This window comes from Orbaceae bacterium lpD01, from assembly GCA_036251705.1.
In the GTDB taxonomy this organism is placed as follows: domain Bacteria; phylum Pseudomonadota; class Gammaproteobacteria; order Enterobacterales; family Orbaceae; genus Utexia; species Utexia brackfieldae.
The window spans coordinates 861,910-876,868 of record CP133959.1 but is presented as its reverse complement, the minus strand read 5'-3'; the positions used below and the strand labels follow the sequence as shown (position 1 = coordinate 876,868).

16 protein-coding genes, 3 tRNA genes and 1 other RNA gene are annotated in these 14,959 nt (G+C 41.5%); 13 read left to right on the top strand and 7 right to left on the bottom strand.

The window, feature by feature from the left end; genetic code table 11:
• Positions 1-198: 198 nt before the first annotated feature.
• Entirely contained in the window at positions 199-738 is a 540-nt protein-coding gene (gene hpt, locus RHO15_03980) for a hypoxanthine phosphoribosyltransferase (protein ID WVD64679.1), read from the bottom strand.
• A gap of 297 nt (positions 739-1,035) precedes the next feature.
• On the opposite strand from hpt, the gene xseB reads away from it, so the two are divergent.
• The 9 genes from xseB to pgl all read left to right on the top strand — a co-directional run bounded on the left by xseB (position 1,036) and on the right by pgl (position 8,256).
• Entirely contained in the window at positions 1,036-1,278 is a 243-nt protein-coding gene (gene xseB, locus RHO15_03975; GenBank protein WVD64678.1) for an exodeoxyribonuclease VII small subunit, read from the top strand.
• A gap of 9 nt (positions 1,279-1,287) precedes the next feature.
• Complete coding sequence (gene ispA / locus RHO15_03970; protein ID WVD64677.1) at positions 1,288-2,175, top strand: (2E,6E)-farnesyl diphosphate synthase; 888 nt, start codon at positions 1,288-1,290, stop codon at positions 2,173-2,175.
• Positions 2,176-2,187: 12 nt separating this feature from the next.
• A complete protein-coding gene (gene dxs / locus RHO15_03965; GenBank protein ID WVD64676.1) occupies positions 2,188-4,056 on the top strand; it encodes a 1-deoxy-D-xylulose-5-phosphate synthase in 1,869 nt (622 codons plus the stop codon).
• Positions 4,057-4,058: 2 nt separating this feature from the next.
• Positions 4,059-4,376 (top strand): cell division protein ZapA, encoded by a 318-nt coding sequence (gene zapA, locus RHO15_03960; protein ID WVD64675.1) that lies wholly within the window; start codon positions 4,059-4,061, stop codon positions 4,374-4,376.
• Between the two features lie 44 nt (positions 4,377-4,420).
• Positions 4,421-4,604, top strand: a non-coding RNA gene (ssrS, locus tag RHO15_03955) — 6S RNA.
• A gap of 38 nt (positions 4,605-4,642) precedes the next feature.
• Complete coding sequence (locus RHO15_03950) at positions 4,643-5,269, top strand: 5-formyltetrahydrofolate cyclo-ligase (protein WVD64674.1); 627 nt, start codon at positions 4,643-4,645, stop codon at positions 5,267-5,269.
• Between the two features lie 236 nt (positions 5,270-5,505).
• Positions 5,506-5,790, top strand: a complete 285-nt coding sequence (rplY, locus tag RHO15_03945; GenBank protein WVD64673.1) for a 50S ribosomal protein L25 — start codon at positions 5,506-5,508, stop codon at positions 5,788-5,790.
• A 275-nt stretch (positions 5,791-6,065) separates the two neighbouring features.
• Positions 6,066-7,538, top strand: a complete 1,473-nt coding sequence (zwf, locus tag RHO15_03940) for a glucose-6-phosphate dehydrogenase (protein WVD64672.1) — start codon at positions 6,066-6,068, stop codon at positions 7,536-7,538.
• Positions 7,539-7,557: 19 nt separating this feature from the next.
• Positions 7,558-8,256 (top strand): 6-phosphogluconolactonase, encoded by a 699-nt coding sequence (gene pgl, locus RHO15_03935; GenBank protein ID WVD64671.1) that lies wholly within the window; start codon positions 7,558-7,560, stop codon positions 8,254-8,256.
• Positions 8,257-8,311: 55 nt separating this feature from the next.
• Here the strand turns inward: pgl and tusA are convergent, their stop codons facing one another.
• The 6 genes from tusA to RHO15_03905 all read right to left on the bottom strand — a co-directional run bounded on the left by tusA (position 8,312) and on the right by RHO15_03905 (position 12,910).
• Positions 8,312-8,554 carry a sulfurtransferase TusA gene (gene tusA / locus RHO15_03930; GenBank protein ID WVD64670.1) on the bottom strand — a complete coding sequence of 81 codons (243 nt, stop codon included), beginning with the start codon at positions 8,552-8,554 and terminating at the stop codon, positions 8,312-8,314.
• Positions 8,547-9,371 (bottom strand): Cof-type HAD-IIB family hydrolase, encoded by an 825-nt coding sequence (locus tag RHO15_03925; protein WVD64669.1) that lies wholly within the window; start codon positions 9,369-9,371, stop codon positions 8,547-8,549. Before RHO15_03925 ends, tusA begins: the two co-directional genes overlap by 8 nt.
• Before the next feature lie 278 nt (positions 9,372-9,649).
• A complete protein-coding gene (locus RHO15_03920; protein WVD64668.1) occupies positions 9,650-10,921 on the bottom strand; it encodes a hypothetical protein in 1,272 nt (423 codons plus the stop codon).
• Entirely contained in the window at positions 10,918-11,322 is a 405-nt protein-coding gene (locus RHO15_03915; GenBank protein ID WVD64667.1) for a hypothetical protein, read from the bottom strand. Before RHO15_03915 ends, RHO15_03920 begins: the two co-directional genes overlap by 4 nt.
• A 3-nt stretch (positions 11,323-11,325) precedes the next feature.
• The gene (locus tag RHO15_03910; GenBank protein WVD64666.1) at positions 11,326-11,826 is read right to left on the bottom strand and encodes a hypothetical protein; all 501 of its coding nucleotides are present in this window, start codon (positions 11,824-11,826) and stop codon (positions 11,326-11,328) included.
• On the bottom strand, positions 11,807-12,910 hold the full coding sequence (locus tag RHO15_03905; GenBank protein WVD64665.1) for a hypothetical protein: 1,104 nt from the start codon (positions 12,908-12,910) through the stop codon (positions 11,807-11,809). The genes RHO15_03910 and RHO15_03905 overlap by 20 nt, the downstream gene beginning before the upstream one ends.
• Before the next feature lie 200 nt (positions 12,911-13,110).
• Between RHO15_03905 and RHO15_03900 the strand changes: the two genes are divergently transcribed.
• The 4 genes from RHO15_03900 to RHO15_03885 all read left to right on the top strand — a co-directional run bounded on the left by RHO15_03900 (position 13,111) and on the right by RHO15_03885 (position 14,923).
• A tRNA-Val gene (locus RHO15_03900) sits at positions 13,111-13,186 on the top strand.
• A 40-nt stretch (positions 13,187-13,226) separates the two neighbouring features.
• Positions 13,227-13,302, top strand: a tRNA-Val gene (locus RHO15_03895).
• Positions 13,303-13,311: 9 nt separating this feature from the next.
• Positions 13,312-13,387, top strand: a tRNA-Lys gene (locus tag RHO15_03890).
• A gap of 234 nt (positions 13,388-13,621) precedes the next feature.
• Entirely contained in the window at positions 13,622-14,923 is a 1,302-nt protein-coding gene (locus RHO15_03885) for an AmpG family muropeptide MFS transporter (protein WVD64664.1), read from the top strand.
• Positions 14,924-14,959 lie beyond the last annotated feature (36 nt).

Sequence of the window (14,959 nt, the reverse complement as noted above, 5' to 3'; positions counted from 1 at the left end):
ACTGTTCTCTCCGAATAATCCAACTGTGTGTTAGACAAACTAACCTGTGACCAGTTGCCAACAATAAAGGCAAGCAGCACAAAAACGCAAAAAAATGCAACGCGCGCTATTTTTTCAAATAAAAAGGATTGCCGTTAATCCACAACAGACGCCATCAAACATGGCGTCTTTCAAAAAAAGTAGCATCACAGCAACAGATTAATCTTCTAATAACGTGACTTTACCAATATAAGGGAGATGCCGATAATGCTGTGCATAATCAATACCATAGCCTACAACAAACTCATCAGGTATGGAGAAACCGATATAATCAACTTTCACCGGTACTTCGCGACGAGAAGGTTTATCAAGTAAGGTACAAATTTTCAGTGAACGAGGACCCCGTAATGAGAGTAACTCTTTAACTTTACTTAGGGTATTACCAGTATCAATAATATCTTCAACCAGTAAAACATCTTTATCACGAATATCTTCATCTAGATCTTTAAGAATTTTCACATCACGATTACTATCCATGGCATTGCCATAACTTGATGCGGTCATAAAATCCACTTCATGCCCAACCGAAATCGCCCGGCACAGATCAGCCATAAAAATAAATGATCCTCTTAATAACCCAACGAGAACCAGCTCATTATGTGCATTTTTATAATCTGCACTTATTTGTTTACCCAACTCAACAATACGATTTTTAACGTCTTGTTCTGATATCATAATATCAACAGTATGCTTCTTCATGTCTGTATAATCTTATACCTTATTTAATTAAGCGCTAATTTTAACAATTCTGGCGCCTAAATAATAGTATTGTTATCGTATTTATCTATTTGTTTACATGATAGCATGACGTTTAGCGGCTGATTATCCGCCTATTTTATGATGAGAAAATTGGATTACACTTCATCACAGGAAAATCACTTCCACTCGCTGAACATGATCATCTTGAGCACTAGCTTATCATGACCAATTTCATATAAATATATTCTCACCAGACAATGTCATGTATACTATTTGCGAATATCAATGGAGTAAGTTATGGCTAAAAAAGCGACAAAATTAGTTTCTTTTGAAGAAACATTAAAGGCGTTAGAGTCGATTGTTAACCGCTTAGAATCAGGTGGTTTGTCACTTGATGAATCTTTAAAAGAGTTCGAAGAGGGCGTCAAATTAACACGTCAGGGACAATATCAGCTACAACAAGCGGAGCAACGCATCCAAATTTTACTCAATGAGAATGCCGAGTCAGAACTCGTTGAATTTAGTGATAATGAAGAATAATAATACACTATGACGATTCAAATTTTCACCACCGAACATACTAAATATACCCAGCGTATTGACTCGGTTTTACAGACCTATTTGCAAAGTTTGATTCCCTCACAATTATCCCAAGCGATGTCTTATAGTCTGCTCGCAGAAGGTAAACGGATTAGACCCTTTTTGGTTTATGCCACCGGTGAAATGTTTGGTGTCCCCTTAAATGAACTCGATGCTGCTGCGGCTGCAATTGAGGCCATTCATGCCTACTCACTGATTCATGATGATCTGCCCGCGATGGATGATGATAATTTGCGTCGTGGCCGCCCCACTTGTCATATACAATATGGTGAAGCAAATGCGATTCTAGCCGGAGATGCACTGCAAAGTTTTGCATTTGACGTGCTTGCTACGGCCACTTCGCTTACGGCTGAAACAAAACTTGCCATGATACAAGAGCTCTCAAAAGCGAGTGGTGCAAATGGCATGTGTCTAGGACAAGTATTGGACATTGAAGCTGAGCAGCAGCACGCTGATCTCGCGAAGCTCAAAACCATTCATCACTACAAGACTGGTTTGCTGATCCGTTCGGCGATTCGGTTAGGTATGTATGCTGCGGGCGAAAAAGCGCTTGCTTATCAAAATATATTGGATGAATATGCAACCGCAATCGGTCTTGCCTTTCAGGTTCAAGATGACATTTTAAATGTCATTGGCGATCAGGGTAAAATGGGGAAACCGCAAGGCTCAGATAAAATATTAGCTAAAAGCACTTATCCAGCCTTGTTGGGTTTAGATGAGGCCAAACAGGTCGCCCAATCGCTGCACCAGCAGGCAATCGATGCGATTACACAGTTACCTTATCATAGTCAAACACTACAAGCACTCGCTCAGTTTATTGTGCAACGAGAAAAATAGGATGGTATCAGGGTGGATGCAAGTCATTATCCATTATTAATGCGAATTAACTCTCCGGCTGATTTACGTTTATTGCCTGCAGAGTTATTGCCTCAGCTTTGTGATGAACTTCGTCGTTATTTACTCAATAGCGTGAGCCGTTCAAGCGGTCATTTAGCCTCTGGTTTGGGTGTCATTGAACTCACCACGGCACTGCATTACGTATATAATACACCTTACGATCAACTGATCTGGGACGTCGGTCATCAAGCTTACCCGCATAAAATATTAACCGGTCGCCGTGATGCCATGTTAACCATTCGCCAAAAAAATGGTTTGCACCCTTTTCCATGGCGCGCTGAAAGTGAGTATGATGTACTCTCAACCGGTCATTCATCAACCTCAATCAGTGCGGGTTTAGGTATCGCTCTCGCCGAACAGCGTAAACACAGCGATAGGAAAGTCGTCAGTGTGATTGGCGATGGCTCGATTACTGCCGGTATGGCCTTTGAAGCGATGAATCATGCAGGTCATTTACATCCCGATATGGTCGTGGTTTTAAATGATAATGATATGTCGATTTCTGAAAATGTGGGTGGCCTTAATCGGCATTTAGCCGAAATCCTCGCCAGTCAAACTTATACGTCTTTACGTGAAAGTAGTAAGAAAGTCCTGTCTGGTCTTCCGCCGATTAAAGAGCTATTGAAAAAAACGGAAGAGCGTATTAAAGGCTTAGTCACGCCAGCCACGCTATTTGAAGAGATCGGTTTCAACTATATTGGCCCGGTAGATGGCCATAATATTGAAAATTTAGTCTCGTCACTGAGAAAAACCCGTCAGTTTAAAGGCCCTCAGTTACTACATGTTATCACTAAAAAAGGCAAAGGTTACGCACCGGCTGAGGCCGATCCGATTCGCTGGCATGGTGTGCCCAAGTTCGATCCACAATGTGGCGTATTACCGGCCACCAAAACAGTCCAAAAAAGTTATTCCGATATCTTTGGTGACTGGTTATGTGAAGTAGCAAGTCAGGACAACCGTTTAATGGCTATCACTCCCGCCATGCGCGAGGGTTCGGGCATGACGCGATTTGCTAAGCAATTTCCTGAACAATTTTTTGACGTGGCGATTGCCGAACAGCATGCTGTCACATTGGCAAGCGGGTTTGCCATCAGTCAATTAAAACCGGTGGTGGCGATTTACTCTACTTTTTTGCAGCGTGCTTATGATCAGGTTATCCACGATGTGGCGCTGCCTAATCTATCGGTACTTTTTGCCATCGACCGTGCCGGCATTGTCGGTGCTGATGGTCCGACTCATCAAGGTACTTTTGATCTCTCTTTTCTACGTTGTATACCGAATATGGTGATTATGACGCCAAGTGATGAAAATGAGTGTCGACAAATGCTGTATACCGGCTATCATCATCAGGGTCCGGCTGCGGTTCGTTATCCAAGAGGGTGTGGTCAAGATGTGCCGCTCACTGAGTTAACGATTTTACCGATCGGTAAAGCGGTTCAAAAACGTCAAGGTCAACAGATTGCCATTCTTAATTTTGGCGTATTGCTTGAGCAGGCACAACAGGCAGCAGAGAAACTCAATGCAACGGTTGTCGATATGCGCTTTGTGAAACCATTAGATGAAGCTATGATCGAAAAAATTGCCGCAAATCATACCTGCATTGTCACGCTAGAAGAGAATGTGATCGCAGGCGGTGCTGGCAGCGGCGTCAATGAGCTGATTAACAAACTTGGTTTGAAATGTGATATGCTGAATTTAGGTATTCCCGATAGTTTCATTGCGCAAGGAGAGCGACAAGATATTCTTGCCGATTTAGGTCTTGATGCCAAAGGAATTCAAACAAGTATAGAACAACGTTTAAAAATGATTATTAAGGTATAATTATGGCATCAAAAGTTGTCGATATTCAGATTTTTGGTAGATATTTGAAATTCAACTGTCCGGAAGAAGAGATTTCGGCACTCAATCATGCCGCCGAAGATTTGGAACAACGGCTTAATGAGTTGCGCAATAAATCGCAAGTGCTCAATAGCGATCAAATTATTATTACTGCCGCGTTAAATATCGCTTATGAACTGACCAAAGCGCGCGCCAGTCAACACGAAGTGAATGATTTATATACGAAAAGACTACAAGCATTACAAGATACGCTAGAATCTGTTCTAAATAACAACAATCGGCGATCCATATCGCAAAAATAGTAAAAAGATGATTGTTTACTTGGCATAATTTTGTATTATGTAATCAATCTCTGAGATGTTCGATAAAGGGTCAGTCCCCTGAGCCGATATTCCAAAAGATAGAATCTTACGGTTCTCAATCGGTGTGTAGGCCCTGCTTGACAGGGAAACCTAAAGATTGAAGCGTATCATTCACCTTGAACCTAGGGTTCAAGGGTTTCAACCCCGAAACGGCATCTTGGAGACCACTATTCCCCCATCAGTTAGATAAAAGTAGCAGGTATAACTTGAATCTATCCAACAGTCACCATCTCTTTTCATTACAAACAACACTTCGCCAACAAATGCGTCGATTTAGAAAATCGCTGTCCGAACAAGCACAACAAATGGCTGGTCAAGCGCTAAAAGAGCATGTCCTGAAACTATCGAGTGTAACTCAGGCTAAGCATATTGCACTCTTTTTATCCTTCGATGGCGAGATCAATACTGCGCCACTGATCACAGCACTCTGGCAACAGCAGAAGTCAATCTATCTGCCACTGATTCATCCCTTTACACCTCATCAGTTGCTATTTATTGCCTATCGACCGGATACCCCACTTATTGCGGGGCCATTTGGCATTCTCCGCCCACAACTTGATATTCGACATCTCGTTGCTGCATCGCAGTTAGATATTATTTTCACGCCACTGGTCGTTTTTGATAAACGTGGCTATCGGATTGGTATGGGAGGCGGCTACTATGACCGGTTACTTGCCGATTATCACAAGCAATCCTTTCTACCCATAGGACTAGCACATGACTGTCAGCAAATTGAATCCGTCCCCAATCATCCGTGGGATATTCAGCTGCCACAGATAGTCACCGACAAACAGCATATCATTATCAATCATCAAAATTCATCACGCCGATGACCGGTAGGTTAAAACCATCAGCCGTGACATTGCGCTTTATGTTTAGGCTTTAATTGCCCTCTTGATGACTTAACCACTTATAAAGTTGCCTCATCGCCAATAAAACGCTATAATTAGCCGGCTTTTTTTAAGCTTATGAAGAATTGTATCAATTGCTGGGTCGCCTGTAATTGGTTTTTCTATTTTATGAATAGACAATTTTAAATAGAAACTCACTCAAATTTAAGAGATTTATTATGTTTACAATGAATGCAACTGTAAGACAAGACCAGGGTAAGGGTGCGAGCCGCCGCCTGCGTCACGCAAACAAATTCCCAGCCATTATTTATGGTGGGGAAGAAGCACCGATCGCAATTGAACTCGATCATGATGCTGTATTTAACATCCAAGATAAAGCTGAGTTTTACAGCGACGTTTTAACTATCAATGTTGATGGTAAAGCGACTAAAGTAAAAGTTCAAGCAGTTCAACGTCATCCATTCAAACCGAAAGTGCTTCATATGGATTTCGTTCGCGCTTAATCTTTTTTAAGAAAAAGCAATAAAAGGCTACATTTTGTAGCCTTTTTTTTCTCTTTTAAATCTCATACCATGCTTAGCTATCCCTTTAATCAACAAGGGTGAGTTCAACAGCTAGCAATCAATTCAGTGAAGATAAAACCATACGCTTAAAAGATGAATTTATCTGCATTCAAGAATAACTATTATTTTAATATTAATAAATGATTGGATCTTTTTTTGATAAATAAAGATAATTATCATTAAATAGATATTCATGTATATTAGGAGATGTTTTTATGTCAGAAGATAATGCTGTTGCACCAATGTGTGAGCTGGTTATATTTGGTGCTAAAGGTGATTTAACTCGCCGCAAATTACTTCCCTCACTGTATCAATTAGAGAAATATGGACATCTACCTCCTGAAACCAAAATTCTGGGTGTTGGTCGTGCTGACTGGAGTCAGTCTGACTATCAAGAGATCGCTAAAGAAGCACTAACCACCTTTATGAAAGATGAGTTGGATGAAGAGATTTGGCAAAAATTCAGTCAACGTCTCGATTTTCATAAATTAGATGTTAATGATATGGCAGGTTTCCATCGTTTATCTGATCGTTTAAATTGTACTTGTCCAACTATTTTCTACTTCGCTATGCATCCAGGTTCTTTTGGCACGATTTGTCAGGGTCTGGCAGAAGCTGGGCTTAACCAATCGAAAAATCGCATTGTGATGGAAAAACCACTTGGTACGAATCTACAATCATCACAAGAAATCAATGATGCCGTCGCCGAATATTTTGATGAATCACAGGTTTATCGAATTGACCACTATTTAGGCAAAGAAACAGTACTCAATCTATTAGCCTTACGTTTTGCCAACTCATTCTTTGCATCCCGTTGGGATCGCAACTCTATCGATCACGTGCAAATCACCATTGCCGAACAAGTCGGTATTGAAGGTCGCTGGGGCTATTTTGATCAAGCCGGTCAAATGCGCGATATGGTGCAAAATCATTTACTGCAAATCCTCACTATGATTGCGATGGCGCCGCCGGCAAATCTAGGTGATGAAAGTATCCGAAATGAAAAAATAAAAGTGCTCAAAGCGCTTCGTATTATTGATAAGCATAATGTCAAAGAGACCACGGTACGTGGACAGTATACGGCTGGATTTATCCAAGGCAATAAAGTACCGGGTTATTTACAAGAAGAAGGGGCCAATAAACAGAGTAACACCGAAACCTTTGTTGCAATCAGAGCCGATATTGATAACTGGCGCTGGGCTGGTGTACCTTTTTATCTTCGTACGGGTAAACGCCTACCGGTTAAAACCTCTGAAGTAGTGGTTTACTTTAAACGCCCTGCCCTCAACTTATTTGAGAGCTCATATGCTGAACTTCCGCCCAATAAACTGACGATTCGACTACAACCTGATGAAGGGGTGGATATCGAAATTCTCAATAAAGTGCCGGGACTTGAAAACAATCACCGTTTACAAACAACTAAACTGGATCTAAGTTTCAATGAAGCCTTTGAGCAGCCGATTGCGGATGCCTATGAAAGATTATTGCTCGAAGTCATGCGCGGTAAACAGGCACTGTTCGTCCATCGAGATGAAGTCGAAGCAGCCTGGAAATGGGTAGATTCAATTATGAATGCCTGGGAAAATGAGCATGAACCGCCAAAACCTTATCAAGCCGGTACTTGGGGCCCAGTCTCTTCTGTGGCATTAATCACTAAAGACGATCGCTCATGGAGCGAATTTGAATAAAAGTTAACAGGATTTTATTATGTATCATTTAAATGAATATCATTCGACAGCAGAGCTTAATCACGCTTTAGCACACGATATTATTACACAGCTATCGCAAGCTATCGCGTTACGCGGCAAAGCCTCACTGGCGGTATCGGGGGGAAGAACACCCACCGAATTATTCAAATTACTCAGTCAGCAAACCCTCGACTGGGATAAAGTCTATATTACTTTGGTTGATGATCGCTGGGTAGATGAGCATGATGAAGCCAGTAATGCACGCTTAGTGAAAAGCCATTTATTACAAAACAATGCGTCAAAAGCCCATTTTGTTGGCTTAAAAACCGCGGCGAGTAGCCCTTTTGACGGTGAAAAAGAGTCAGAACTGCGCCTCCAACAGACGATTCCGTTACCTTTTGATGCCTTAATTCTAGGCATGGGCGATGATGGCCATACCGCATCACTCTTCCCACATGCGGCCAATTTGGCGAATGGACTCGATATGCACTCAGGGCGAACTTTAGTCGGGATGACGCCACTGACAGCACCACTCGATCGAATTAGTTTGACACTACCAACCATTTTAGCCAGCCGTCAATTATATCTCCATTTAGTTGGCGAGAATAAAAAGCAGGTGTTAAGTCAGGCATCGGCAGGCAAAGATATTAATGATATGCCAATCAGAGCGGTGCTTCATCAGGATAAAACACCACTGAGCATTTATTGGACGCTATAATCACCATGAGGGTGAGCATACCCTTAATGCAGATTTAAATCATGCCGTCAACTTATCAGCCCTTGCAAATCCAGTATTGTAAGGGTCTATTTTCAGTATCGAATTTAAGCAATACATGATCCATATAACGGCAAAAACCGGGAATATCACGCACCGTTGCCGGATCATCAGCAATCACATACAAAATATCACCAGTTTGTAATTCACGCATCGTTTTACGGATCAGCATGATCGGTTCAGGACAACGTAAACCGCGGGTATCAAGTTCACGAGCTATCAATAGGGTGGTATCATTCATCGGATTCATTTAAAAACAGTTTTTGTAAATAATGGGGCACCGCATCTTCCGAATTCAGGCCTATCACCTCTAAATCAGGTAATACCGCTTTAAGCATCTGAGGTGCATTTTGCATGATACAGCCTTTACCTGCCATCGATAACATCTCATAATCATTCATGCCATCACCAAAAGCGATAGTCTCAGATAAATCACAACCTAGCTGTTTTGCGACAAACTCAAGCGCTGTTCCTTTTGAAACGCCTTTACCCATCACTTCCAGACAGTTCAATGTTGAAAAGGCGACACTAATATTATTACCGAAACGTTGCTGTAATTTATCTTTGAGCTTCACCAAATGCGCATATTGATCTTGTTCACCGGCGGTCGTAAAGTAGATTTTAGCAATATCACTGGTTGGAAAATCATAAGGATTAAAAATTTGATAACAGAAATCAGACTCTTCAAAATAGGAGAGTGAAAAACTATCTTCACGATTAATGAGCCATTCATCACCACGATAAATATGCGTGTAGATCAACGGATCGTCAACAGCCATTTGAGCAATAGCTGGCGCCAGAGACGCATCAATACTACGGCTTAAAATTAACTCACCTTGACTATTGTGCACCCGAGCGCCATTCGACGTAATAGTATAAGCATCAATTTCCATATTTTCACGCATTTGCGCCACATCAATATGGTGCCGACCGGTCGCAAAAATAAAATGAATATGCCGTTTTCTAAGCGCTTGTAAAACTTGCTTGGTAAAAGCGGACAAACGATGTTCATGGTTCAACAAAGTACCATCTAAATCTGATGCAACAATACGATACATAGTGATCTCTAATGTTTAATGATGAAGGGGGATTTTCGTTATAAATTCATGATAATGCTAACATTACCGAAATAAATGAGATGGATAATCTCAACGCAGATCTTAGCCATTATGATACATCAGCTGACTCAAACTCTCAAACAACATTAAAAAATTTCTAACACTGATGCCTATAACTCAAATCATCGATAAGTTTTATCTACATAAGATAAACAATATCTCATTGATTAATCATTAAAATACTAATTATTGCCATAAAATCGTCGCCATAAAAGTCATCACTCACCTGGCCGTTCGATAATCTCCGGTGTGATAAAAATGACTAATTCACGACGCTGCTCTCTCATTTGTTGATAACGAAATAGATGACCCACAACGGGTAATTGTGATAAACTAGGCACCTGCCGTTGATGCTGAGTTTTCGATTGTTGAAAAATACCGCCGAGCACTAATGTCTGCCCGCGTTTAACAATCACATGGGTCTGTATTTCTTGCGTATCAATGGTTAAAGCCTCCCCGCCCTCGGCGCGTTTAATGGCCTGTCCGGCCGTATTTTGGCTAATCTGTAAATCTAATTCAATATAGCCATTACGCAGCACCCTTGGCGTGACGGTCAAACCTAATACGGCTTGTTTAAATTCAATCGAAACGGTACCATTTTTTCCAGATGAGACCTCATAAGGAATCTCTGCGCCTTGCCGGATAGTGGCTGGCCTTAAATTCGTTGTCAACAAACTCGGGCTGGCAATAATCTCTACCTGATTTTCAGCCTCTAAAGCGGATAGTTCTAGATTTAATAATTGACTCGATAAGTTTGCCAGTGTAACCCCCAATTTTACCGTCGGCTGCATCACCGCGAGATCAATATTAACTTGATGGGCAGTTTGTGAACGATGTCCATCATATCCCCAGCTTATCCCTAGCGAGTTCAAACTTTCATCATTCATGGTAACAATATGCGCTTGAATTTGTACCTGTGGCAGTGGTTGATCAAATTCAGAGACTAAGGTTTTGATTGCCGAAAATTGATCGGCAATATCATATATGATGATTTTCGATGATGATTTATCAAAAAAAATAGTGCCCCTTTCCGACAGTAAATCTTGCTGTTTGATCATATTCACTATCGTCTCGGCATCGACATAATCAATATTCAGTTTCAAGTAGACTAATGGCGCTTGATAAAGCGCAATCATGCGCGCTTTTTTCAAGCGTTCAAGGTCATTGATCTGATTCGGTTTTATCGAAATATAGAGCAGATTATCCTGTCTGACTGCTTCGAGCCTGGCAGTATTTAACACGATATCTAATGCGGTTTGCCACTCAACATCATTTAATTTTAAGGTGATGATCTGATCGGTATTATCCATCATCACCAGATTGAGTTTTTGATGTTCAGCCAGCGCCTGTAACACAGTGGTTATCTGCGCTTGTCTAAAATTGAGGGATACTTTTGACGATATCGTCGTCTCAGCAAAACCAAAATGACTGGCTAATATTAAATAGCCTACGCTCGCATATCGAACAACACAGCAAATGATACCGTTCACTGTTCACCGCCAAACTGCATCGAATAAATCATCGGAGAGGCACAATAATCAGGTAATACATGCTGCCAAATCAGCTTATGGCGTTGAATCTCAATCAGCGTCCACAACGAGTCAAATAACTGACTCTTTTCTGCAGAAATCGCCAGCCAAAGCTCACCGTTCACTAACCAGAGCTGAAAAGGTCGATGACTATTCTGCTTCGCAAGTGGCGCCGATGCGCGAATAAAACCAGACCAAAACCAAGGCTTAATCTGCGATAAATAGTGATTTTTAAGCTGCTGACAAGACTCAGTCTGTTTTGTCTGAAAAGGATCTCGATGCCAAGTCGGCATGATTAAAGCGTTTTGGCAGTATGCATATGGCGTCATCATAATGATAAAAAATACCACTTTGCTAGACATAATTTACCTTTTCAGCGTTAAAGAAAAAATGAGCATATCGTCGTCAGGGATAATCGTGATTTGTACAATCCGCCAGCGGTCAATCGCTTGATTCACTCGCTGAATGAAAGCGATAAATTGCGCGTAATGTCCACGCAATTCGATTAACCAGACAGGTTCCTGACGCTCATCATAACGCTTTAATAACATCAACATCATCTGGCTCTCTTTAGCCAATATTATTGTTTGATCAGCGATATTATCGCGATAATGATCTGTCGTGGAGGTCGCGAGTATTTCGGTTAATGTGGCCTGCGAGGGTAATTGTGCTAGCTGGCTGTTAATCTGTTCAAGTTTCTGCTGCAGTGCCTGTAACATTAGCTGATGCTCAGCCAGATGGCTATGTTTGTTCCATAAAAATACCCAATAACACAACATGATTAAAAACAGACTCGATATTAGTAAGATTAGATGCTGATACCAATAAGAGCGCATAACTAATAGTTTAAAATAGTGCATCAGCATGATCATTCTCCTTTTGATGTTGGATTACCATATCAATCTCAAAAGTAAATCCGCTGATATCGGGCTGCTGTAACAGATTAAGCTGGCAATCTCTTTTCATCGAGGGAACACAGAGCTGAGCCATAAATCGCGATATCCCCTCTTCCGTCAGACTTTTACCGGTCAACTGAAAAATGAAATTGTCATAATCCAATTTTTCTAACCAGACTTGTTCAGGCAATGCCTTGGCGATATGAATAAAATGCGCTAATAGCATTGCTGATGATTGTCGTATGGCTACACTTGCCTTCTGCATCTGTTTAAATTGTGCCACCCGCTCATTTAATGTGACCAGATTAACAAGTTGCGTGTTTTTTAATTGCAGTTCATCATTGCGTTGCGTAACTAATACCATTTGAGTTCGTAAAAGCTCGCGATAATGTAGGCCAATCAAGATTAAAAAAATCAGCCCTATCATCAGATATAACAGACCAAAAAGTAAAAAACAGGATCGGCGAAAAGTATATAACTTCGCTCGCCAGGGCAAAAAATTTAAACATCTATCATGAGTAATCAGCAGCTGCTGGGCATAAAAAAATGGCGATTTATCGGTAAAATCAATCTCACTTAGCGGACGTTTAACACTGATACACACTAAGCGTCGGGCTAGTTGGCTAAACAAGTTCTGCCAACCAGTAATAGTTTGCCTCTTAGCCGCCGTAATAGTCAGGCCGGTCTCATCGGCAATATAATCATAAACAATTTCACGCTCATTCAACGCAAATAATCGCGGCAGTGATGTAGCGACAATCATGTCATATTCGTGTGGTGCAATGCCTTTAGGCAGTGCCAGATGTTGGGTTAGCGTTTGATTTTCCGCCAGACAGAGCAGATATTCACAGCCAATCGGTAACTGTTTAACAATCTCGTGTAATTTATCCGCCAATAATGAGGGATTAATTAACTGCCCATAAGCTAACACTGGTGCCGAAAGTAACACCTCAAACTGACAAACAACCTGTTCGGGATGTTTTTTAGCCACTATCACCACAATGATAACTTGATCTTGAATATCTAATCCGACTAATAGTGATACTGCTCGCATAGCTAAGCAACCTAATTAAAAAAGTATGAATATCAATATAATCATAGTAGTGGCTTAAAATTGGATAATAACGGGGCGTTGCGAAACAGATCACAGCATAATTGATTAAATTTAGACCGAAAGACCATTTTTTTCGAGAAAATGGCAAAAAAAAGTTGACTGATACGTCGAGTTCTCTATAATGCACATCCACACGGTTCGGGTGATTAGCTCAGTTGGGAGAGCACCTCCCTTACAAGGAGGGGGTCACTGGTTCGATCCCGGTATCACCCACCAACCTAACCGTGTAGTTTGAATAAACAAACCAAAGATTTTGGGGTGATTAGCTCAGTTGGGAGAGCACCTCCCTTACAAGGAGGGGGTCACTGGTTCGATCCCGGTATCACCCACCATCATCATTTGGGTCGTTAGCTCAGTCGGTAGAGCAGCGGACTTTTAATCCGTTGGTCGAAGGTTCGAATCCTTCACGACCCACCAATTTTTTTCTTGTTACATTAAATGTAATCCAGCGATAAATATCCACATTAAATACCCTGCTGTCTCGTTGCGATAAACCTTTATCAATAACAGCCAATCACGCACTATCACTCACCCATCTTAAATTACGCTTTTAGATAAAATAAGCCGGATTTATCAGTGCGAATAAAAGCAAGATAAGGTAGACTATTGCTATCGATTTGTCATCTTATCACTTTATATAATAGACTTTGCATGAATAACCTAGCCGATAAAACCGCATCAGACACTCATCTTCATTCTCCGACGCCGCGCTTTGATACTGATTTTATCCGTAAAATGGTGATTTGTCTTTTTACCGGGTTCGCTTCCGGTCTACCACTCTATCTATTGTTACAACTATTACCGGCCTGGCTTGATAGCGAAGGGGTCAATATTAAAACAATTGGCGCGTTTACCTTAACGCAGCTTCCCTACATCTGGAAATTTTTCTGGGCCCCCTTGATGGATGGCATTTCTCCACTCAACATGGGCCGACGACGCGGCTGGATGTTTATTACGCAGATAGCACTATTTTTACTGATTGGGTCGATGGGCTTCTTTTCACCGAATCTCAATATCATGTTAATTGCGGTGATGAGTTTTGCCATTGCCTTTTTCTCGGCCTCTCAGGATATCGTTATTGATGCTTTCCGTCGTGAACTGTTAAATAATAATGAACTGGGTCTGGGCAATAGTATCCATATTAATAGCTATCGTCTGGCAGGGCTGGTACCAGGATCGCTCTCACTCATCCTATCGCACTTCTTACCCTGGTCATCCGTCTTTATGATCACCGCTTGCTTTATGCTGCCGGCTATCATCGTCACGTTGTGGATCAAAGAACCGACCAATATCAGCCCCAATCGTGAAAATCTTAAATCTATTTTTGGCCGAGCGCTGATGGATTTTGTTGAGCGCAACGGTTGGAAGAGTGTGGTACTGATCTTGGCTTTTATTTTTTTATATAAGCTAGGGGATAGTATGGCCACATCACTGGCGACCCCCTTCTATTTAGAAATGAACTTTACCAAAATGGATATTGGTTTAGTCGCCAAGCATGCCTCACTATGGCCGAGTATTATTGGCGCATTACTGGGCGGAATATTGATGCTAAAAATAGGCATCAATAAGGCACTATGGCTATTTGGTGTCATTCAAGCAGTCTCAATTTTAGGTTTTGTCTGGCTCTCAATGGAAGGACCCTTTGAACAGATCCATTCAGTGCAGTTAATGATGCTGGCGCTAGTCATTGCCTTTGAAGCCTTAGGTGTTGGCCTCGGCACCGCAGCCTTCGTGGCTTTTATTGCCAAAACCACCAATCCGCTCTATACCGCAACACAATTTGCCCTGTTTACCAGTTTTGCGTCGATTCCACGTACATTAATTAACTCGATGACCGGATTTATGGTCGATGCTATGGGGTGGACACAGTTTTTCTGGCTCTGTTTCTTTCTTGCCATACCGGGTATGTTACTGTTATCTAAAGTCGCCCCATGGCGCACTAACACGGAATAAGTTTTACTATGATGGCACCGAGAATATTGACGCGAT